This window comes from Pseudomonas abietaniphila (genome assembly GCF_900100795.1).
Taxonomy (GTDB): domain Bacteria; phylum Pseudomonadota; class Gammaproteobacteria; order Pseudomonadales; family Pseudomonadaceae; genus Aquipseudomonas; species Aquipseudomonas abietaniphila.
In genome coordinates this window covers 32,699-52,161 of record NZ_FNCO01000007.1, presented here as the reverse complement: position 1 = coordinate 52,161, position 19,463 = coordinate 32,699, and the positions used below count along the sequence as shown (strand labels likewise).

The 19,463-nt window shown below is 61.0% G+C and carries 19 protein-coding genes; 5 read left to right on the top strand and 14 right to left on the bottom strand.

Annotated elements, in window-relative coordinates; translation table 11 throughout:
* Positions 1 to 27: 27 nt before the first annotated feature.
* The 8 genes from BLS87_RS14800 to BLS87_RS14765 all read right to left on the bottom strand — a co-directional run bounded on the left by BLS87_RS14800 (position 28) and on the right by BLS87_RS14765 (position 9,029).
* Entirely contained in the window at positions 28 to 1,419 is a 1,392-nt protein-coding gene (locus BLS87_RS14800; RefSeq protein ID WP_074753236.1) for a sensor histidine kinase, read from the bottom strand.
* A complete protein-coding gene (locus BLS87_RS14795; protein WP_065988603.1) occupies positions 1,397 to 2,080 on the bottom strand; it encodes a response regulator transcription factor in 684 nt (227 codons plus the stop codon). The genes BLS87_RS14800 and BLS87_RS14795 overlap by 23 nt, the downstream gene beginning before the upstream one ends.
* 212 nt (positions 2,081 to 2,292) lie before the next feature.
* Complete coding sequence (locus BLS87_RS14790) at positions 2,293 to 3,231, bottom strand: formate/nitrite transporter family protein (protein WP_074753235.1); 939 nt, start codon at positions 3,229 to 3,231, stop codon at positions 2,293 to 2,295.
* 241 nt (positions 3,232 to 3,472) lie between these two features.
* Positions 3,473 to 4,123: a bifunctional nicotinamidase/pyrazinamidase gene (gene pncA, locus BLS87_RS14785; RefSeq protein ID WP_074753234.1), complete on the bottom strand. Its 651-nt coding sequence runs from the start codon at positions 4,121 to 4,123 to the stop codon at positions 3,473 to 3,475.
* 78 nt (positions 4,124 to 4,201) lie between these two features.
* Positions 4,202 to 5,167: a D-2-hydroxyacid dehydrogenase family protein gene (locus BLS87_RS14780; RefSeq protein ID WP_074753233.1), complete on the bottom strand. Its 966-nt coding sequence runs from the start codon at positions 5,165 to 5,167 to the stop codon at positions 4,202 to 4,204.
* 279 nt (positions 5,168 to 5,446) lie between these two features.
* Complete coding sequence (locus BLS87_RS14775; protein ID WP_074753232.1) at positions 5,447 to 6,100, bottom strand: DUF1345 domain-containing protein; 654 nt, start codon at positions 6,098 to 6,100, stop codon at positions 5,447 to 5,449.
* 143 nt (positions 6,101 to 6,243) lie between these two features.
* Positions 6,244 to 7,587 (bottom strand): glucarate dehydratase, encoded by a 1,344-nt coding sequence (gene gudD, locus BLS87_RS14770; RefSeq protein WP_074753231.1) that lies wholly within the window; start codon positions 7,585 to 7,587, stop codon positions 6,244 to 6,246.
* 92 nt (positions 7,588 to 7,679) lie between these two features.
* Positions 7,680 to 9,029, bottom strand: a complete 1,350-nt coding sequence (locus BLS87_RS14765) for an MFS transporter (RefSeq protein ID WP_074753230.1) — start codon at positions 9,027 to 9,029, stop codon at positions 7,680 to 7,682.
* 346 nt (positions 9,030 to 9,375) lie between these two features.
* On the opposite strand from BLS87_RS14765, the gene BLS87_RS14760 reads away from it, so the two are divergent.
* On the top strand, positions 9,376 to 10,089 hold the full coding sequence (locus tag BLS87_RS14760; protein ID WP_074753229.1) for a FadR/GntR family transcriptional regulator: 714 nt from the start codon (positions 9,376 to 9,378) through the stop codon (positions 10,087 to 10,089).
* 39 nt (positions 10,090 to 10,128) lie between these two features.
* Here BLS87_RS14760 and BLS87_RS14755 read toward each other — a convergent pair whose 3' ends face one another.
* Genes BLS87_RS14755 through BLS87_RS14745 form a run of 3 tightly spaced genes read right to left on the bottom strand, consistent with a single transcriptional unit; the run spans position 10,129 to position 11,884 of the window.
* Entirely contained in the window at positions 10,129 to 11,277 is a 1,149-nt protein-coding gene (locus tag BLS87_RS14755) for an alpha/beta hydrolase (RefSeq protein ID WP_074753228.1), read from the bottom strand.
* A gap of 42 nt (positions 11,278 to 11,319) precedes the next feature.
* A complete protein-coding gene (locus tag BLS87_RS14750) occupies positions 11,320 to 11,646 on the bottom strand; it encodes a helix-turn-helix domain-containing protein (protein WP_074753227.1) in 327 nt (108 codons plus the stop codon).
* Entirely contained in the window at positions 11,630 to 11,884 is a 255-nt protein-coding gene (locus BLS87_RS14745) for a type II toxin-antitoxin system RelE family toxin (RefSeq protein ID WP_074753226.1), read from the bottom strand. The genes BLS87_RS14750 and BLS87_RS14745 overlap by 17 nt, the downstream gene beginning before the upstream one ends.
* 169 nt (positions 11,885 to 12,053) lie before the next feature.
* On the opposite strand from BLS87_RS14745, the gene BLS87_RS14740 reads away from it, so the two are divergent.
* Together BLS87_RS14740 and BLS87_RS14735 are read left to right on the top strand one after the other, a co-directional pair.
* Entirely contained in the window at positions 12,054 to 13,139 is a 1,086-nt protein-coding gene (locus BLS87_RS14740; RefSeq protein WP_074753225.1) for a sugar diacid recognition domain-containing protein, read from the top strand.
* A gap of 120 nt (positions 13,140 to 13,259) precedes the next feature.
* Positions 13,260 to 14,396: a glycerate kinase gene (locus BLS87_RS14735; protein WP_074753224.1), complete on the top strand. Its 1,137-nt coding sequence runs from the start codon at positions 13,260 to 13,262 to the stop codon at positions 14,394 to 14,396.
* Positions 14,397 to 14,550: 154 nt separating this feature from the next.
* On the opposite strand, the gene BLS87_RS14730 is transcribed toward BLS87_RS14735, so the two are convergent.
* Both BLS87_RS14730 and BLS87_RS14725 read right to left on the bottom strand, forming a co-directional pair.
* Entirely contained in the window at positions 14,551 to 14,808 is a 258-nt protein-coding gene (locus tag BLS87_RS14730; protein WP_074753223.1) for a DUF2790 domain-containing protein, read from the bottom strand.
* Between the two features lie 127 nt (positions 14,809 to 14,935).
* Positions 14,936 to 16,480: an MFS transporter gene (locus tag BLS87_RS14725; RefSeq protein WP_074753222.1), complete on the bottom strand. Its 1,545-nt coding sequence runs from the start codon at positions 16,478 to 16,480 to the stop codon at positions 14,936 to 14,938.
* Between the two features lie 230 nt (positions 16,481 to 16,710).
* Here BLS87_RS14725 and BLS87_RS14720 point away from each other — a divergent pair, with 230 nt between their 5' ends.
* On the top strand, positions 16,711 to 17,586 hold the full coding sequence (locus BLS87_RS14720; RefSeq protein WP_074753221.1) for a LysR family transcriptional regulator: 876 nt from the start codon (positions 16,711 to 16,713) through the stop codon (positions 17,584 to 17,586).
* Here BLS87_RS14720 and BLS87_RS14715 read toward each other — a convergent pair whose 3' ends face one another.
* The gene (locus BLS87_RS14715; RefSeq protein ID WP_074753220.1) at positions 17,587 to 18,444 is read right to left on the bottom strand and encodes an NmrA family NAD(P)-binding protein; all 858 of its coding nucleotides are present in this window, start codon (positions 18,442 to 18,444) and stop codon (positions 17,587 to 17,589) included.
* Positions 18,445 to 18,557: 113 nt separating this feature from the next.
* Here BLS87_RS14715 and BLS87_RS14710 point away from each other — a divergent pair, with 113 nt between their 5' ends.
* Complete coding sequence (locus BLS87_RS14710) at positions 18,558 to 19,463, top strand: LysR family transcriptional regulator (protein ID WP_074753219.1); 906 nt, start codon at positions 18,558 to 18,560, stop codon at positions 19,461 to 19,463.

The window sequence follows — 19,463 nt, the reverse complement described above, 5'->3', positions numbered from 1 at the left end:
AGCCGCCGATGAGGCGGCTTTGTTGCATCACCCCAATGCCAATACCTGCCGACACTCAAGCACCAGGCTTGCACCCCCGGACGGGCTGTTTCCGATACGCAGCTTGAAGCCGTGCAGGTTGACGATCGCCGCGACGATAGACAGCCCAAGCCCAAACCCGCTCTGTTGATTACCGGTTTCGCTGCGATAGAACCGCTTGAACACGGCCTCACGTTCGGCGTCGGGAATGCCGGGCCCGGTGTCCTGGACTTCGATGAACGTGGTGTCGCCTTCGGCCCGGGCGATGAGCAAAACCTGGCCGCCCGGCGGGGTGAACTTGATCGAGTTGCTGAGCAGATTGGACAGGGCTTCGAACAGCAGGGCCCGGTCACCGATAACAGGCGGCAGCTGTTCGGCCATTTTCAGTTGAAGTGCGATGCGACCTTCTTCCGCCAGTGGCAGGTAGAAGTCGTACAGCTCGTGAAGCAACGGCACAGGGTCCATTTGACCAAACGCTGAACGGCGCTGATGATCTTCCAGTTCCGAAATCCGCAGCAGGCCCCGAAAACGTGCCATCAGGGTGTCGGCGTCGGCGATCACCTGCGCCATTTGTTCACCTTGAGGCGAGTCTTCGGCGGACTGCTGTTGAATGCGGTACAACTGCGCGCGCAGGCGGGTGAGCGGGGTGCGCAGGTCGTGGGCAATGTTGTCGCAGACCCCTTTGACCTCGTTCATCAGGCGTTCGATACGGTCGAGCATGGCGTTGACGATGTCCGCCAGCATGTCCAGTTCGTCGCGCCGGTTCGAGACCGGCAAGCGTTTGGTCAGGTCGCCCGTGACGATGGCCTCGGCGCTGGCCTGGATCGCCCCGATACGCCGCAGCGGTCGCTGACGTAACAGATGCCAGCCCAGTGCGCCGGGAATGATCGTCAACGAGACGCCCCACAACAACGCGCGCAGGATCAGCGTGGTCACGGCAAACAGCGAGCCGTTGTCGCGGACCAGCACCAGCCAGCGGTCGTCCATGGTGTGGATCGCGACGGCATCGCAGCTGGCACGTGGCAGGTCCGGGTCGTCGGAGTCGATGCAGGTGTCCAGCTCCTGAATCTCGCCGGTGAGTTTCAAGCCTTCGGGAATCTCGTGGACGGGGCCGCTGATCGGCTTCAAATCCTTATCAAACAGGCCGTAGGCGTCGACGGAGCGGATGTCGAATTTATCGCTGGTGTGCAGGGCATCGTCCAGCTGCGCGCCTTCGAAGCGCGAGAACAGCTGTTGACGTTGCATCAGGGAATGCCGGGCGAGGGTATTGAGGTAACTGGTGACTTCCCAGTACAGCACCCCCATGAGGATGCTGCTCCAGGCCACGAATAGAAAACTGTAGAGCGCCAGCAGACGGCTGCTGGAGGAGCGCCAGCCCTTAGACGGGTTCGGCAATGACATAACCTGAGCCTCGAACGGTACGTATCAGCGGCGTCAGGGTAGGGGGATCGATTTTCTTGCGCAAGCGACCGATGTGCACGTCGATCAGGTTGGTGCCAGGGTCGAAGTGATACCCCCAGACTTCTTCGAAGATCATCATGCGGGTGATGATCTGGCCGCTGTTGCGCATCAGGAATTCCAGCAGCTTGTATTCGGTCGGCAGCAGGTTCAGTGGCTGGCCGGCGCGGCTGGCCTCGCGGGTGATGAGGTTCAGTTCCAGGTCCGCGACCTTGAGCATGGTTTCGGCCTGGGTCACCGGGTTGCTGCGGCGCAGCAGAACCTCAACGCGGGCGGCCATTTCATCGGAAGCGAAGGGTTTGGACAGGTAATCATCACCGCCGGCACGCAGGCCGCGGACACGCTCGTCGACGTCGGACAGGGCGCTGATCATCAGGATTGGCGTGGCAATCCCCAGCGCGCGCATGGTCGTGACAATGGCCAGGCCGTCGACTTCGGGGAGCATGCGGTCCAGGGTGATCAGGTCGTAGTCGCCGCTGACCGCCCGCACCAGGCCTTCACGGCCATTGTCGACCCAATCCACTTGAAGGCCATGGCTGCTGAGTTCGGCAACGATTTCCTTGGCGGTGACGGCATCGTCTTCGATTGTCAGGATTCGGGTCATTGAGATGTCTGAACCACGTAGTGACTGAAGGCTGTATTTTGCCTTTAAACGTAGCCGGTATTTCTTAAAAATAATTTAAGAAGGTCCAGGTGACTTGTCTTTCCAGATAACACCGACTGGTAGGAGCGCGCTTGCCCGCGATTGCGGTGTGTCATGCGACAACAATGAGGCAGACCTACCGCATTCGCGGGCAAGCGCGCTCCTACAGGTTCTCAAGTGCCCTTACGCGCTGCATCACCCTTGCGTTCTGTGTCCTCGCGATCCGGGACAGCGCGTTGTTTTTTCTGCAGTGACTGCTTCTGCGACGTCTGCTTCTTCGGTGTACCACTCTCGCTGCGGATCTGCGCGTGGCTGATCAAGGCAAAGATAAAGCTGCCGCCAATGATGTTCCCGGCCAGCGTCGGGCCGGCGAATACCATCCAGAAGTCCTTCCACGGCAGTTCGCCGGCGAACACCAGATAAGACACTTCGGCCGAACCGACAACGATGTGGGTGAAGTCGCCCAGGGCCATCAGGTAGGTGATCATCACGATGATCGCCACTTTGGCTGCTTCCATGGATGCGATCATCCAGACCATCGTGGCGATCATCCAGCCTGAAATAATGCCTTTGGCAAACATGGTGCCGACATCGTTTTCCATGACCTTGCGGCCAATTTCCAGAAAGGCCAGGTCAGTCTTGCTGTCGAAAATCGGCAAGTGCAGCATGACGTAAGCCACCAGCAAGGTGCCGCACAGGTTGCCGACCAACACCACCGACCACAGCCGCAGCAGGCGACCGATGTTGCTGAGGGTGAATTTGGTCATCACCGGCAGAACCGCCGTGATGGTGTTTTCAGTGAACAGTTGCTGGCGCGCCAGGATGACCGCCAGAAAGCCTGCGCTGTAACCGAGGCTGGCGATGGCGTGAAAGCCCTCGCCATCCGGCAGCCTGGAGTTGAGCAACCCCATGGCCATCAGGGACAACCCCATGGTCAGGCCCGCTGCCAGCGCCGACCAGAACAGCGCCGCGACATTGCGCTCCAGTTCCTGATCGCCCTGCATGCGGATGGTCTCGTGCAGGACGGCGGCCCGAGGCGGCTGGTTTTCGTCGATGTCGCGTTCTTCTTCGGGCGTCAGGCCCGGGGTCTTGCCGTCTTGTTCGCTGTCCATGGTCGATCTCGGTGTTCTTCGGGGAGGGAACGGCCCGTGCTGCCCGCTGGGGTCTGTGCCGTGCTGAAGGTTCAGACCCATTGGCTTCAGAGTCGTTCGCCAAGACCCAGCCGACTGCACGCTCGCTTTGTAGGAGCGCGCTTGCCCGCGATGGGACTGTGTCAGGCGCCGACCCTGTCGCAGGCATACCGCGCTCGTCCGGAGGCAGTCCAGACCAAGCGCGCTTCTACAGAGGCAGGGTTTATGCCGTCAGCTCGGCACTGTCGATCCGAACCACACCCGCCGCAGCCAGATCTTTCCACGCCGTGTCCAGCGAACCGTTGAGATCGATGGCCTTGCACGCGTCGGCAATGATCCAGGTATTGAACCCCGCCGCTCGCGCATCCAGCGCCGACCAGGCAACGCAGAAGTCCAGTGCCAGTCCGACCACGAAGACGCTGTCGATGCCACGCTCCTTGAGGTATCCGGCCAGTCCGGTCTGGGTGGTGCGGTCTGCTTCGACGAATGCCGAGTAGCTGTCGATCCCGGCGTTACAGCCTTTTCTCAGTATCAGCTGGGCGTGCGCGACGTCGAGGTCGGCATGCAACTGGGCGCCATGGGTGCCCTGGACGCAGTGGTCCGGCCACAGGGTCTGGGGACCATAGGGCAGGGTGATGCTGTCGAACGGGGCGCGTCCGGCGTGGCTGGAGGCAAACGAGATGTGGTCGACCGGGTGCCAATCCTGAGTGATCACCACGTTGCAAAATTGCGCGCCGAGGCGGTTGATCAAGGGCACCAGCGTATCGCCCGACGCGACGGCCAGCGCGCCACCGGGCATGAAGTCGTATTGCATGTCGATGACCAGCAGCGCGCTGCGTGGGTCAGAGGGCAAGCGATTGAGGGAAGCGGTCATCAGCCATGTCCTTGATGAAGTGTTTGAATCAATTGCAGCCCTGTGGGAACCGACTCCCACAGGGGTTGCCCGGTGCCGTCAGGCGAACACACGAATCGGCGCGCCCGCATGCCAGGCCTGGATGTCCTCGATCATCTGACTGAAGAACATCCGGTAGTTGTTTTCCGTGACGTAACCCACGTGCGGCGTGGCCAGCAGGTTGGGCAAGGTGCGGAACGGGTGATCGCCCGGTAATGGCTCGACGCTGTACACGTCCAGTGCGGCGCCAGCGATTTTTTTCTGTTTGAGCACGTCGATCAGCGCGTCTTCGTCAACGATCGGCCCGCGCGCGGTGTTCACCAGATACGCGGTCGGTTTCATGCGGTTCAACGATTCGGCGTCCACCAGGCCTCGGCTGCGATCACTGAGGACCAGGTTCACCGAAATCACGTCCGATTGCTCGAACAGTGCCTGCTTGCTCACGTAGGTCACGCCGTGTTCGGCGGCACGCTCAGCGGTCAGGTTTTCGCTCCAGGCGATGACCTTCATGTCAAACGCCAGGGCGTAGCGGGCGATTTTCTGGCCGATGCTGCCCAGCCCGACGATACCCAGCGTCTTGCCGTACAAGTCGCTGCCGATCCCGGTCTGCCATTGGCCGGCACGCAGAGAGTTGGCTTCGTCGACGATATTGCGCGTGACGGCCATGATCAGTGCCCAGGTCAGTTCCGGGGCGGCGTATTTGTAGCTTTCGGTGCCCGCCACGGTGATGCCCAGACGTGCCGCAGCCTTGAGGTCCAGCGCCGCATTACGCATGCCGCCGGTGACCAGCAGTTTGAGATTGGGCAGTTGACTGAGCAGGACGTCGTCGAAGGTCGTGCGTTCGCGCATCACGCAGATCACGCTGAAGTCTTTCAAGCGGGCGACGAGGGTCGCGGTGTCGGCAGGATAATCGTGAAGGAAGCTGACCTCGCCGATGGGCTTGAGCACTGTCCAGTCCACGACATTTTCAGCCACGGATTGCCAGTCATCGAGCACGGCGATTCTCAGCGGGGAACCCTGAGTCATATCAGTTAGGCCTCGTTCAAGGAGCGCATTGGATGTGTGGCGCACACAGTACGCCTGAGCCCGTTGGAGTGGAACCCTGACAATGCTTGAGATCGAGCATCGCTCTCGGGCCGTGGCGCGATTGCGAACGTTGTGACGATCCTCTGTGGGAGCGAATTCATTCGCGAAAGATGTTCCAGACGACACGGATGCGTTGTCTGTGCCGGCGCATCGCGAATGAATTCGCTCCCACTGGGGATGGGTGTCAGGCCTTGAGTGTCGGGGGCCTGGTTATTGGGCCTAATTAAACAACCCCGCCGCGATATTGATCGAGAACCCCAGAATGGAGGTGTTGAACAAAAAACCGATCAGGCATTGCGCCAGGACCACCTTGCGTAAGCTCCGTGTCGCCACGCCCACGTCGGAAGTCTGTACCGCGACACAGAGCGTGAACGAGAAGTACAGGAAGTCCCAGTAATCGGGGTTCTGTTCGCCGTCGGAGAAACGCAAGGCTGCGTCTTCGCCGTCCCATGTGTAAAACATCCGCGCGTAATGGAGGCTGAAAATGACCCCGATCAACAGCCACGAGCCGAGGATGGTGAAGCCGGTGAACGTGTAGTGCAGCGCTTTATCGCTGGCACTCATGTCCTTGATCCCGGCGAGTTCCAGGACGATGGCGGCGAGGCTGGCAATGGCCGCCACGCAGACCACCATCAACACCAGCCCGGCATTTTCATCTTCGATCTCGGCGATCCGTCTGACGTCTTCGGCACTGGATTTGAACGTACGTTGCATGATCAGAATCATGTAGATCCATCCGGCAACGTTCCAGGCGATCAGGCATTTGCTGGTCAGGGTGATCTCGGGTGCGATGAACGCGGATGCGATACCGGCCGCAACCCCAAGTGCAGTGGCAATGGTCAGGCGAGGGTGAGTCTGGGTGAGATGGGACATGGACGACTTCACGGCAGTGACAGGCGGCAAACATAGCACGCGTGGGTCGATAACACGGAAGGTAAGAAAAACGGCGCGCAAGGGGTTACGCGCCGGTCGCCAGTTGGCAATTAACGTGGAACGGTTTCAAACAGCCTCGGCGGTTAACGCACCAGGCATGGCTGCTTGTTGTTGAACGACCAGTTGGGAACGAGGAACTGCATGGCCACGCTGTCATCGCGCGCACCCAGGCCCATGCCTTTGTACAGTTCATGCGCCTTGGCCACCTGGTCCATGTCGATCTCGATGCCCAGACCCGGTTTCTTCGGCACCTGCACATTGCCGCCGACGATCTGCAGTGGCGCCTTGGTCAGACGCTGGCCATCCTGCCAGATCCAGTGCGTGTCGATCGCGGTGATGTTGCCCGGCGCAGCCGCAGCAGCGTGAGTGAACATCGCCAGCGAGATGTCGAAATGGTTGTTGGAATGCGAACCCCAGGTCAGGCCCCACTCGTTGCACATCTGCGCGACGCGCACCGAACCCTGCATGGTCCAGAAGTGTGGGTCGGCCAGCGGGATGTCCACCGATTGCAGTTGAATGGCGTGGCCCATTTCACGCCAGTCGGTGGCGATCATGTTGGTCGCAGTGCGCAGGCCGGTTGCGCGGCGGAACTCGGCCATCACTTCGCGGCCCGAGTAACCGTTTTCAGCACCGCACGGGTCTTCGGCATAGGCCAGCACCTTATGCTGATCACGGCACAGACGAATGGCTTCTTTCAGCGACCAGGCGCCGTTCGGGTCCAGGGTGATGCGCGCTTTCGGAAAGCGTTCGGCCAGCGCCGTGACCGCCTCGATCTCGGCATCGCCGCTGAGCACGCCGCCTTTGAGTTTGAAATCTTCAAAACCGTATTGGGCGAACGCCGCTTCGGCCAGTCGCACCACACCTTCCGGCGTCAGTGCTTCTTCGTGACGTACACGGAACCACTCGTTGTCGGCGTCGTTCTCGGTGCGGTACGGCAGGTTGGTTTTCTTCTGGTCACCGACGTAGAACAGGTAACCCAGCATCTTCACTTCGTCGCGCTGCTGACCTTCACCGAGCAAGGCGGCGACCGGGACTTCCAGGTGTTGACCCAGCAAGTCGAGCACCGCCGCTTCAATGCCGGTGACAGCGTGAATGGTGATGCGCAGGTCGAACGTCTGCAGGCCACGGCCACCGGAGTCACGCTCGGCAAAGGTGCGGCGCACGTCGTTGAGGATCTTCTGGTAGTTGCCGACGGTGCTGCCGACCACCAGCGAGCGGGCGTCTTCCAGCGTTTGACGGATTTTCTCGCCGCCCGGAATTTCGCCGACGCCGGTGTGACCCGAGTTGTCCTTCAGGATCACGATATTGCGCGTGAAGTACGGGCCGTGGGCGCCGCTCAGGTTGAGCAGCATGTCGTCGTGGCCTGCTACCGGGATGACGTGCATCTCGGTGATGACTGGGGTGCTGCCGGAGTGCTGTGTGGTCATGGCTAAATCCTTGGGTTTACAGGGCGCCGCGAGGGCGCCGTCAAAACGAGGTTCAGAGTGTTCGGGTTTCGTCACGCCTGACGTTCAAAGTGTCAGGAGTGGCTGGGCGTGGCATCGACCTTGGCCACCGGCACGGCGCCGGGTTTGGGCGAGGTGCGTACGGTGAACACCAGGATCGCCGCAATGATCGAGGTGGCGGTGAGGCCATACAGGCCACCCTGGATCGAGCCGGTCTGTTGTTCGAGGATGCCGAAGGTGGTGGGCGCGACAAAGCCACCCAGGTTGCCCACCGAGTTGATCAGGGCGATGACGCCAGCCGCGATGCGTGCATCGAGGTAGCCCTGCGGGATCGGCCAGAACAGCGACGAGGCGGATTTGAAGCCCATGGCCGCAAAACAGATTGCCACGAACGCGAACACCGGACCGCCCGTGGTGGACATGAACATCCCGGCGGCGGCGATCAGCAACGCGGTGGCGACCCAGGCTTGCTGATGCTTCCATTTGGCGGACAGCGCGGCGAAGCCGTACATGCACACGATGGCGATGAACCAAGGGATCGAGTTATACAGGCCGACCTGAAAGTCAGTCAGGTCGCCCATCTTCTTGATGATGCTCGGCAGCCAGAACGTGGCCGCGTAGATCGTCAGCTGAATGAAGAAGTACATCAGGCAGAACAGGATGATCTGCGGGTCCTTGAGCAACTTGCCGATGGACAGTTTCACCGGGTTTGCGGCTTCACGGGCTTGTTGTTCAGCGTTGATCGCGTTGACCAGCGCGTCCTTTTCGGCGGCACTCAGCCATTTGGCGTCATGCGGTTTTGAGTCCAGCCAGAACCAGACGAAGAAGCACAACACTACCGAGAACATGCCTTCGATGAAGTACATCCACTGCCAGCCATGAAAACCCAGGCCTTCGATCTGCAGCAGCAGGCCGGAGAGCGGGCCGGAAATCAGCGACGCGAACGCAGAGCCGCTGAGGAAAATGGCGATGGCCTTACCGCGCTCCACGCCAGGCAACCAGCGGGTGAAGTAATAGATCACGCCCGGAAAGAAGCCGGCTTCGGCGACACCCAGCAGGAAGCGCAGGATATAGAAGTGGGTTTCGGTCTGGATAAAGGCCATGCCGCAGGCGACCAGGCCCCAGGTGAACATGATCCGGGTCAGCCAGATGCGTGCGCCGACTTTTTGCAGAAGAATGTTGGAGGGGACTTCAAACAGTGCGTACGCGATGAAGAACAGTCCGGCACCGAAACCGTAGGCGGCAGCGCCAATGCCCAGATCGTGTTCCATGTGACTACGGACGAAGCCGATGTTGACCCGGTCGATGTAGTTGACGATGAACATGATGACGAACAGCGGCAGGATGTGACGTTTGACCTTGGACACCGCTGACAGCAACGCGGAATCGGGGGCGTCATTCACCCGGGATGAGGATGTGTTCACGCTGGTTAACTCCCACTGATTATTTTTATGCGGGTTGTTATTTCAATTGTGTGTGACAAGGTGTGTGCGCCTTGTTGCCAGTCATCATACAAGTGCGATTGCGCGCTGCAAGCGATTTTACGGGGCTTGCAGGAAATATTTCGGCGGAATAGGCTTGCCTGTATGACAAGTTGAATGAGTGCGCTGTCATGGGCGTTGAGCCCGGAATTGCGAGCTCCGCAATGGGCTAAGCGGTTGAGCGAAACGCACGATGCGCGATCTTCTTCTGACCTGTCCCGCTGAAAAAATACAAGTGAGCCAGCGCCTTTTTTCGGCCCACACCCGTCACTGATCGGACTACCTCATCATGCAAACCCCTGAACGAGCGATTCCTAAACGTCGTCAGCACAACCTGGCGACCGATCTGGTCACCGACCTGAGCCAGCGCATTCTGATGGGGTCGATTGCGTCCGGTGACAAGCTGCCCTCCGAAAGCGAGATCGTGCGCGAATATGGCGTCAGCCGCACCGTGGTGCGTGAGGCGATTTCCAAGCTTCAGGCGTCGGGATTAGTGGAAACCCATCAGGGCAAAGGCACGTTCGTGCTGGCCCGCTCGCAGCAGAGCGGCTTGCATTTGAAGGTGGAGACGGCGTTCAGCGTGCGTCACATCATCGAGTTGAGGATGGGCCTTGAAACCCAGGCGGTCGCGCTGGCGGCGCAGCGCCGTACGCACGATCAACTGGCTAAGATGCGCGTGGCGCTGGACGATTATCAGGACTTGCTCGCCAAAGAAGACAGTTGCGTGGAAGCGGACCGGCGCTTTCATTTACTGATCGCCGAGGCGACCGGCAATCCGTACTTCGTCGAGATCCTGCAAAATCTGGGCAACGCGGTGATCCCGCGCAGTCGCATTGCATCCAGCGAACGGGCGGGGAGCAGTCTCACTCATCACGCCTATCTGGCGAACCTTGAACACGAAGCGATACTGGTCGCCATTCGCAGGCAAGACCCCGATGCTGCGCGGGCGGCGATGTGGACGCACTTGAGCAACAGCCGCGAACGGCTGGCGCCGGTGGAGTGAATGCATCGGCGGCGAGCGCCCGAATTCCTGTGTGCGGCTTCACTTTGCCGCGCCCAAAACTCCCATCATCACCCCCGTCTGCCACTCGAAATACGGGTTGAACGTCAGTCGCGCAAACACCTTGCCCGGCTCGCGATGGCCCCAGTCCGAATACCACACCGGTTCGCCGTTCAGGCATTTGTGCATGTCCTCGGCCTGCTGACCGTTCCAGCAGATTCGCTGTTTCCCGTCTTTGCCGTACAAGGGGTCATCCGGCGAGAACATCAAGCCCATGTGCGAGAACTGGGCGATGCGGTCCTGCGGCAGGTAGTCAGTGCGCACCAGCACCCGGGGCGTCTTCGCTGCGGTGGCGGGGCTGTCGCCGTACCAGATCAATCGACTCACCGGGTGGCTGAAGCGCGCGTTGAAGGTGTCGAGCACATACGCGGTGTCGAGCACCGAGTCATGCTGGGTAATGGCGATAAACACGGGGTTGGGGTAGGGCCGGTCCGCCAGATGGTCCTGCGCCAGCAGCGCACTGCGATAGAACTGCGCGAAGCCGTTGGTGGGCACATTCAGGTAGCGCACCGGCGTTTGCATGGGCCGGACACCGTCATTCGGGCTCGCCAGCCAGGGCCTAAACCAGCCAATGTATTGCGTGAGCCAGGCATAGCTGTTTTGTGGCCTGAACGCAGGGGAGAACAGTACCAGCCCGGCGATTTCCGGATGCTCGTAGGCGTAATCCAGCACCAGATTGGCGCCGGTGGAGAAGCCACCGAGGTACACCGCGGGCACCTCGCTCTCCATGATTCGCGCCTGCTCGCCTACAACCTGTTGCCATTGTTTCAAGGTCACATCGAGCATGTCCGCAGGCTTGCTGCCGTGCCCCGGCAACAACACCGTGCGCACCAGGAATCCTTGCCCGGCGAGTGTTTGCCCAACATCCTTGAACGAAAAAGGCGAATCCCCAAGGCCATGCACCAGAAGAATGCCTCGTTTCGCAACCCCACTGGGCCGCCATTCACGAGGGGCATTCCACGTCAGCTCCGCAGCGTGGTCGGCGGTCTGAAACGTACGATTGGCCTGGAGCCATTCGAGGGTCTGTTGACGATACGCGGCAAAACTCGCCTGACCCAGCGGCACATCGCTGGAGGCGCAGGCTTGCAGGGTCAGCAGTGAGAGGAACAGGGCGAGGCGGTGTAGGGGCAAGTGGAAGTCTCGCAGGCTGAAGGCGGCACGGTAGCAGTCGCTTTAAACGTCCAGTTGGTCAGGACGGATTCCGAAGGCCTTGGCAATCTTCTCCCGTGTGGCTTTACGGGGGCGGGCCACGGACTCCTGTTGCGCATACGCCGGTTGCGAGATACCGAGCCTTCTGGCGACTTCTTCCTGCGTCAAGTCCAGGTGTTCTCGCCAAGCCCGGATTGGAGTGGACCCGTCGACGATTCGGCTGACGACTTCATGAGGGATAAGATCATTCCCTCCGTGCTGATGGACGTACTCGTCATAAGGAATGACCACAAAAGCAGGTTTGCCATCGGGACCGTTGATGATCTGAACGTTATTAGTAGGTGCGCTCATCGCGTCTCTTTATCTCCTGAATACTGACGATTTTGATGCCGCCGTCCCAATCGAACAGGACCCGATAGTCGCCCACCCGCAGCCTGTATCCATAGGCGTGATTGACCAGGTTTTTCACGTTGACGACATCGGGCATTTGTTCCAGTCGGGTGATCGCATCCCTGATCTGAACCTGATGTTGCGTGTGCAATTTTAGAAGCTGTTTCACGGCCTTCCTTGTCCATGCGATCCTGTTCATGAGCGCCTATAAGACTTAAATAAGTCTTTTGTTGATATTACTTATAGTGAGCTGGCCATGCTAGCGGTCAATCGCACTCAGACCAAGAATCAGGCAGACTCCCCCAACCAACAAAAACATGTCGTGATGTGTATGAACCTTCAATCGCCCAGCTCGCCGGATGTGCCCCGTGTTTGCCCTTGATCATGCCCTGGCCCAGGACATCGTCGATCGGGCGATGGCGATCTTGCCGTGCAACGTCAACGTGATGGATTACCTGGGCATCATCATTGGCAGCGGTGAGGCGGAGCGGTTGTACACGCGGCATGAGGGCGCTCAACTGGTGTTGGCCAACAGTCGCGTGGTGGAGATCGATTCTCACACGGCCAAGCAGTTGAACGGCGTCCGGCCGGGCGTGAACCTGCCGCTGATGCTGGATCAACAGCTGGTCGGGGTATTGGGCATCACCGGTGAACCGGACCAAGTTCGGGTGTATGCCGAGTTGGTCAAGATGACCGCCGAGATGCTCATGGAGCACCGTCGTCAGCAGGCCGATCAACAGTGGCGGCATCAGCGCAGCGAGGACCTTTTGTCGCGTCTGCTGTTGGGTGACAGCGCACTGCACTTGATCGATGAGGCGGAACAACTCGGATTGCAGCCGCAACTGCCGCGTCAGGCCGTGCTGATCGAGCTGCCAGCAGATGCCGCGTATGCCGGCCAGCTTGCGGCTTGGCTCAACGGCCGTTATGCCAACAGTTGGTGCGTGTCCTGCGAGCCGAGCCTGGTTTACTGGTGCCGCGCGGCCGGTAAAGACCGGGATGACGCGCTGTTACTGGAACAGTTCGATGAGCAAGGCTGGCCGGTGTTGCGCATGGCGACGGTCGAACCTTCATCGGATCTCCAATCGTTGCGCAACGCCTGCGCCGCGGCCCGCGACCTGCTCGATTACGCCCGTCACGTTCAGCCGCAACAGAAACTGTTGCGCCTGGCGACTCATCGCCTGTCGGTGCTGTTCTGGCGCAACCGGCATGACTGGCTGGCTGAGGGCGTGGCAGAACCGGTCATGAAATTGCAAGGCAACGGGCAATTGCTCGACACCCTGCGTGCCTGGTTCGATTACAGCGGCGAAAGCCAGGCCTGCGCCGATGCGTTGGGGATTCATCGCAACAGTTTGCGTTACCGGCTGGAGAAAGTGGCCGAGGTCAGCGGGTGCGACCCGTATCGCACCGATGATCTGTTGCGGCTGTATCTGGGGATGCAGATGGTGGCGCGCTGAAGCGGTGCGCGTGATGTTTTGTTCGGATGAACAACAGGATGGCTGGGCCGTTGTGCGAAGGTCAGGCGGAAAAAATGGCGGGCAGTGAGAAGATCGCGACTATCGAACAAGGAGAACACCATGAAAATCGTCATTGCCCCGGATTCCTTCAAGGACAGCCTCAGCGCGCAAGGTGTGGCTCAAGCGATCGCCACGGGTCTGCGTGACGTCTGGCCAGATGCACAGCTGATCGAATGCCCGATGGCCGATGGCGGTGAAGGCACCATCGAGGCCGTGCTGGCGGCGTGCGACGGGCAATGGATGAAAAACCGGGTGACGGGCCCGCTGGGTCAGCCGGTGGAAGCGCAGTGGGGCTGGCTGGCGGAAACCCGCACCGCAATCATCGAAATGGCCATGGCCAGCGGTTTGCAGTTGCTGACCCTGGAACAGCGTGACGCCACGGTCACGACCACCTACGGCACCGGCGAGTTGATCGCCGCCGCGCTGGAAGCGGGCGCTCAGCGAGTCATCCTGGCCATTGGTGGCAGCGCGACCAACGATGCGGGCACCGGCATGCTGTCGGCCCTCGGCGCGCGTTTTCTGGACAGCAATGATGAACCTTTGCCGCCGGGCGGGCTGGCGCTGCGCAAGGTCGCCCGGATCGAGATCGAGCACATGGACCCGCGCCTCAAGGACGTGCAATTCGAAGTCGCCGCTGACGTCAACAACCCGCTCTGCGGTGCGCAAGGCGCCTCGCATGTCTTCGGTCCGCAAAAAGGCGCGTCGCCTGAACAGGTCCTGGCGCTGGATGCCGCACTGGGTCACTTCGCCAAACAATCAGCCAGCGTGCTGGGCAAGGACGACAGCGAGCATCCCGGCAGTGGCGCTGCGGGCGGCATGGGCTTTGCGGCGAAGGCCTATCTGAACGCGTCGTTCCGTCCTGGCGTGGACGTGGTCGCCGACCTGACCGGTCTGGCAGACGCCTTGGAAGGGGCCGACCTGGTGATCACTGGGGAAGGGCGTTTTGATGCCCAGACGTTGCGCGGAAAGACGCCGTTCGGTGTCGCCAAAATCGCTGCGCGCGCGAACGTCCCGGTGATCGTGCTGGCGGGCACGTTGGGCGACGGGTATGCCGATCTCTACGAACACGGCATCAGCGCCGCTTTCGCCCTGACCAGCGGCCCGATGACGCTGGATCAGGCCTGTCGCACTGCCGCGACACTGCTGCATGACCGCGCTCGGGATCTGGCGCGGGTGTGGGCGCTGGCCGCGCGGTAGGTCTCCGAGGCCACCACACCTGATTCGCCGCGATCCATTGCCTATCGGCAGGTCGAACGCAGGATCAGAATGTGCGTAGTCGTCATGAGTGCGAGAGGTCGCCGTTGTTATGGTTGAAAGCGACCTTTCTCGGACAGCGGCCGGATCCTGAGAATCAGTTGTCGCCCAGGCAGGTGTTGCCGCTGGTTTCGTAGCGCAGGGTGTGCGCCTTGCCCATGTGGTCGACATAACCCAGGTCCACTGGACGCACGCCGCAGAAGTTCAGGTTCGGTGTCTTGGTCACTTCAGCGATGTCGACCTTGGTGCCGTAGGTGTATTCCTGAACCTGCGGCATGTTCTTCACGTCCGCGTTGGCGGTCAGGGCGAAGCTGCTCAGCGCGGTCAGGGTCAGGGCGATCAGTGTGGTTTTCATGGTGGGCTTCCTCATATCGAGCGGGATGACTTTCTTGAGCCCGTATGACGAAGCGCGTCGACGGTTATTCCCTGCACGGAGGATAAAAAGGGACGCGCCTGGCGAATGGCTCAAGCGGCAAGACTGATCAGGCGACGTTCGGCTGTAATGTCGGGATGGGTTTGCGCATCAACGTGCCCACCAGCAGCGCGGCGAACAGACCGACGAATCCCGCCACCCACAACACCGATGCAAACCCCGTGACGAACGCCTGTTGCGCCAGCGGTTGAACCACTCCCCGGGCGCTGGCACCGACGGATTGCAAGGCGGCCGTCATGTCCCCGGCCACCACGCGGGAGGCAATGAACTCGGCTTGATCCAACCAGGCGGGCGCACTGTTGTGCAGGTTGATGTTGAGTGCATTTACCGTGTGGCTGGCGAGCAGCGCACCGTAGACGCCAACCGCTAGCATGATCGCGCTGAAACGCATGGTGGTGCTCATGCCCGACGCCATGCCGGTGCGTTCGCGCGGCACGCAGGCCATGATGTTTTTCTGGGTGTCGCCGTTGAGCAGACCCGCACCGGCTCCGGTCACCGCCATGGCCAGTGCGAACGCCGGGTAGCCCCCGGTGGACGTCGCCCAGGCGCACAACAGGTTGCCGGTGCTGACCAGCGTCAGCCCCAACGCCATCATCGCGGCCGCAGACAGATGACGTGACAGCCCTGGCCCCAGACGCGGGCACAGGAGCATGGTGATTGCAAACGGCAGCATGCCCAGTCCTGAATCAATCGCGCTGAAACCCAAGCCGTTCTGCAGGTAAAACGGCAGCAGCGTCATCATCACCTGCGCGCACCCGGCATAGGCGAACATCCCCAGCAGCGCGCCGACGAACCTCGCAGATTTGAACAGGTGCAAGTCCACCATCGGGCGGCGTTGCACGCGTTCGGCCAGAAAAAACAGTACCAGCAGCAGGCCGCCGCCCATCAATCGGGCAAAGGTCAGCGGGTTGTCCCAGCCGATCCGGTTGGCCTCGATCAGGCCCCAGATCAGACTCAGCAGACTGGCACTGAAAAACAGGCTGCCCCACGGGTCGAGGCGCGCCGATTGTTCGTTGCGTGATTCACCGATGTTGCGCATCACCATGCTCAGCAGGATCAGGCCGACCGGCAGGTTGAGGAAGAAAATCCAGCGCCAGCCGACCAGCTCGGCGATCAATCCGCCCACCGTTGGCGCGGCGGTCATCGCCACGCCCATGCACGCGCCCCAGAACGCCCAGGCCTTGGCCCGCTCGGCTTCGTCGTGGAAGACATGGCCGATGGTGGCCAGTGCCGAGGTCAGCAACAGGGCTGCACCGACGCCTTTGATGGCTCGTGCGATGTCGAGCATCAGGATAGTGGGCGCTGCGCCGCAGCCCACCGAAGCCAGAATGAACAGCACCAGACCAGTGAGCAGCATTTTCTTGCGACCGAAGCGATCGGCCAGGCTGCCCGCAGGCAGCAGCAACGCCGCGAAGGCCAGCATGTAGGCGCTGACCACCCACTCAATGTCGGCAAACCCGGCACCCAGATCGCGCGCAATACTGGGCAGGGTCACCGCAACAATGTTCGTGTCGAGGACGATCAGCGAGCACACGCCGGAGGCAGTGAGCAGGGTCATGCGAGGGCTGATGATTCGGGCGCTGGCTGACGGCATGGCGATGACTCCGGCAACAAATTAGGTTCTAGCTAATGTTTGCGAAACCGTTCTTTAGCGGTGCACTGGCCCTCAAGGGCCTGAAGCCAAATGACCAAGGTGCTTCAAACATCGGCACTCCTGGCGCGCCCGCTACAGAGCTGGATCGGTGAGGGGTTCACAATACCGCTGGATGGCCTATGCTGCGTTACCTGTCCCGAACGTTTTTATTACCTTTGAGGTAACGACTGATGGAAATTCGTCACTTTCGCTACTTCCTTGCCGTCGCCAGACACCGACACTTCACCCGGGCCGCCGAGCAGTTGGGCATCGCGCCCCCCACGCTGACCCGGCAGATTCAAGACCTTGAAAGCGCGCTGGGCACTCGGTTGTTCGTGCGCGAGCAACGGGAAGTCCGCCTGACCGATGCAGGTCGCGCCCTGCAGATCGAGGCGGAACTGGCCGTGCGGCAGTTCGAAACGGCGCAATACAACGTGCAGCGCGCCGGGCGGGGTGAGGCGGGAAGAATCGAGCTGGGGTATGTCGCGTCTGCGGTGTTCTCCGGTGTGCTGCAGCGTCTGGTCGGCGAGTTTCGCCAGCGCTATGCCGATGTCGATTTCACCCTCACCGAATCCCCCATGCCGGCCTTGCCCAAGATGATCGAAGAAGGACGGCTGGACGTGGGTTTCATTCGTTCGCCCATGAGCTTGCCGGAGTCCGTCAGCGCGGTGAAGCTGCTGACCGAAGGCTTTGCGCTGGCGCTCCCGGCCAGCTCGTGGCTGTGCAAGCTCAAGGTGATCAACGCGATCCACTTGCAGGCCGAAACGTTCATCCTTCCCGAACAGATCTCCGGAACACTGGAAGTCGCCGCGCAAGGCGGGTTCGCGCCGACGCTGGGCCCGCAGCCTGGCGGCCTGGTGTCGGTGATTGCCTTGGTGAGTCTCGGGCAGGGCGTGGCGGTGGTGCCTGAGTCGGTGGTCGATCACATCACCTTGCCGAACGTGGTATTCAGACGCATCGAAGGCTGTGAGCCGACCTCCTATCTGTCATTGATCCACCGGCGCTACGAGAAAGCGCCGGCGGTTACGCGTTTCATTGAGCACGTCAAAGCGTTTCGCGCGCCGTGATCAACCGTGTCGGGCCAAGAGTGCTTCCAGCACGCTCGCCAGGCTGACACGACCTTTGCGGGGCAGGCCTTCGAAGCGAATCCAGCCTTCGTTGAAACCGTCGAGCATCTGCATGCGCGGCACCGGGTTGCTCATGCCCTGTGAGGTGAACAGTGCGTGCCAGGTCTCCCGAGGAACGACCTCCATGGTGACCGGTTTGCCCAGCAGCTCGCTGAACGTGTCGGCGATCTGGTTGGGCGTCACATGCTGCTCGCCCTCCAGTTCGACGATGCGTTTGCCAAACCACTGTTCCTGCAACAACTCGGCCGCGACGCGACCGACGTCGGCGGTGGCAATCATCGGTACAGGTTTGTCCAGCGGTTGTAAAAAGCTTGGGATCACGCCGGTCTGAAGGGCGGGCTCGACGTCCCACAAGCAGTTTTCCATGAACCAGCCGGGCCGCAGAAACGTCACGGGCAGGTCGAGTGCACTCAGGCTTTTTTCCAGCCACTGCAGTTGATTGAGCAGATTGGGCTCGGTGGCCTGCGCGCCGATGGTGGACAGGCATACCACTTTGCCGGGACGTGCGGCGGCCAGTGCGTCATGCAAGTGGGCGATGACCTTACGGGTTTCGGGAAAGCCTTCGGACGGCGAAAAGTTGGGGGGCAACAGGACGAATACCGCCGTGCTGTTCTGGAAGGCCTGGGTCAATGCAGAAAGGTCGTCCACATCCGCTATCGCGACATCGCAACCTTGGCTGGCCCAAGACTCGCCTTTCTCGGCACTGCGCACCACCGCGCGCACCGGCTTGCCCGCTGCCAACAGGTGACGCGCGACTTCGCTGCCCACTTGCCCGGTCACGCCCATGATTGTGTACATGCTGAATGCCTCATTGAGGGCGACCTCGCGTCGCCGATTCGAGCAGTATTGCGCCGACGCTGTTGATTCTCCGATAGCATGAGCGTCATTGCAGGCATGCCCAGGAATCATTAATGAGTTTCGACGGACGTTTAGCGAGCGGTATGGGAGTTCTCTCGGCCGTGGTCGATACCGGCAGCTTTGTGAAAGCCGCCGATGTGCTCGACATGACCCAGTCAGGCGTGAGCCGCGCCATTGCCCGCCTGGAGGCCCGGCTGGGCATTCGGCTGTTCGATCGCACCACGCGCTCGGTCAAGCTGACCGATGAGGGGCGACGGTTGTATGAGGACATCGCGCCGCTGCTGGCCGGCCTGGAAGAAGCGGCGACGCTGGCATCGGGCAGTGCCACGGCGGTAAGAGGGCGTCTACGGGTCAACGTCGATCCGTATTTTTCCCGGCTGATTCTGGCGCCGGCGCTGGGCGACTTCATGGCCACTTATCCTGAACTGGAACTGGATCTGCTCACCCGCGAGCAACTGGGCGATCTGGTGGCCGATGGTGTTGATCTGGCGGTGCGGTTTGGTGAACAACCGTCGTCTTCGTTCATCGGGCGACAGTTGCTCAAGACACGCGTGTTGACCGTTGCATCGCCGGCTTACCTGAAAAAACACGGTCGCCCAAAGCATCCCACGGACCTCGAAAGCCCTGCGCATGTGTGCATCGATTTTCGGGATTCGCAGACCGGACGGCCGTTTCCGTGGGGATTTCATCGGGGTGCCGAGCGCCTGATCGTCAACACGCGCGGGCGGCTGATGGTCAACGATGTGGGCACGATGCACCGCATCTGCGAGGAAGGGCAGGCCGTGGCGCAGGTGCTGGAACTGGGCGTTGAGGCGGCGATCAGCGACGGGCGGCTGATTGAGCTGTTTACGGACTGGCCAGACGAGTACTTCCCGCTGTATGCGTTGTACCCGTCTCGGCATTTGCCGCCGGCCAAGGTGCGCGCCTTTCTGGAATTCGTGGTCGCGCTGAGCCGCTGA

What these genes read in the sequence shown, in the direction of transcription:
- BLS87_RS14800 (WP_074753236.1), bottom strand. Translation starts at nt 1,419, where the DNA reads ATGTCATTGCCGAACCCGTCTAAGGGCTGGCGCTCCTCCAGCAGCCGT.
- BLS87_RS14795 (WP_065988603.1), bottom strand. Translation starts at nt 2,080, where the DNA reads ATGACCCGAATCCTGACAATCGAAGACGATGCCGTCACCGCCAAGGAA.
- BLS87_RS14790 (WP_074753235.1), bottom strand. Translation starts at nt 3,231, where the DNA reads ATGGACAGCGAACAAGACGGCAAGACCCCGGGCCTGACGCCCGAAGAA.
- pncA (WP_074753234.1), bottom strand. Translation starts at nt 4,123, where the DNA reads ATGACCGCTTCCCTCAATCGCTTGCCCTCTGACCCACGCAGCGCGCTG.
- BLS87_RS14780 (WP_074753233.1), bottom strand. Translation starts at nt 5,167, where the DNA reads ATGACTCAGGGTTCCCCGCTGAGAATCGCCGTGCTCGATGACTGGCAA.
- BLS87_RS14775 (WP_074753232.1), bottom strand. Translation starts at nt 6,100, where the DNA reads ATGTCCCATCTCACCCAGACTCACCCTCGCCTGACCATTGCCACTGCA.
- gudD (WP_074753231.1), bottom strand. Translation starts at nt 7,587, where the DNA reads ATGACCACACAGCACTCCGGCAGCACCCCAGTCATCACCGAGATGCAC.
- BLS87_RS14760 (WP_074753229.1), top strand. Translation starts at nt 9,376, where the DNA reads ATGCAAACCCCTGAACGAGCGATTCCTAAACGTCGTCAGCACAACCTG.
- BLS87_RS14750 (WP_074753227.1), bottom strand. Translation starts at nt 11,646, where the DNA reads ATGAGCGCACCTACTAATAACGTTCAGATCATCAACGGTCCCGATGGC.
- BLS87_RS14745 (WP_074753226.1), bottom strand. Translation starts at nt 11,884, where the DNA reads ATGAACAGGATCGCATGGACAAGGAAGGCCGTGAAACAGCTTCTAAAA.
- BLS87_RS14735 (WP_074753224.1), top strand. Translation starts at nt 13,260, where the DNA reads ATGAAAATCGTCATTGCCCCGGATTCCTTCAAGGACAGCCTCAGCGCG.
- BLS87_RS14730 (WP_074753223.1), bottom strand. Translation starts at nt 14,808, where the DNA reads ATGAAAACCACACTGATCGCCCTGACCCTGACCGCGCTGAGCAGCTTC.
- BLS87_RS14725 (WP_074753222.1), bottom strand. Translation starts at nt 16,480, where the DNA reads ATGCCGTCAGCCAGCGCCCGAATCATCAGCCCTCGCATGACCCTGCTC.
- BLS87_RS14720 (WP_074753221.1), top strand. Translation starts at nt 16,711, where the DNA reads ATGGAAATTCGTCACTTTCGCTACTTCCTTGCCGTCGCCAGACACCGA.
- BLS87_RS14715 (WP_074753220.1), bottom strand. Translation starts at nt 18,444, where the DNA reads ATGTACACAATCATGGGCGTGACCGGGCAAGTGGGCAGCGAAGTCGCG.
- BLS87_RS14710 (WP_074753219.1), top strand. Translation starts at nt 18,558, where the DNA reads ATGAGTTTCGACGGACGTTTAGCGAGCGGTATGGGAGTTCTCTCGGCC.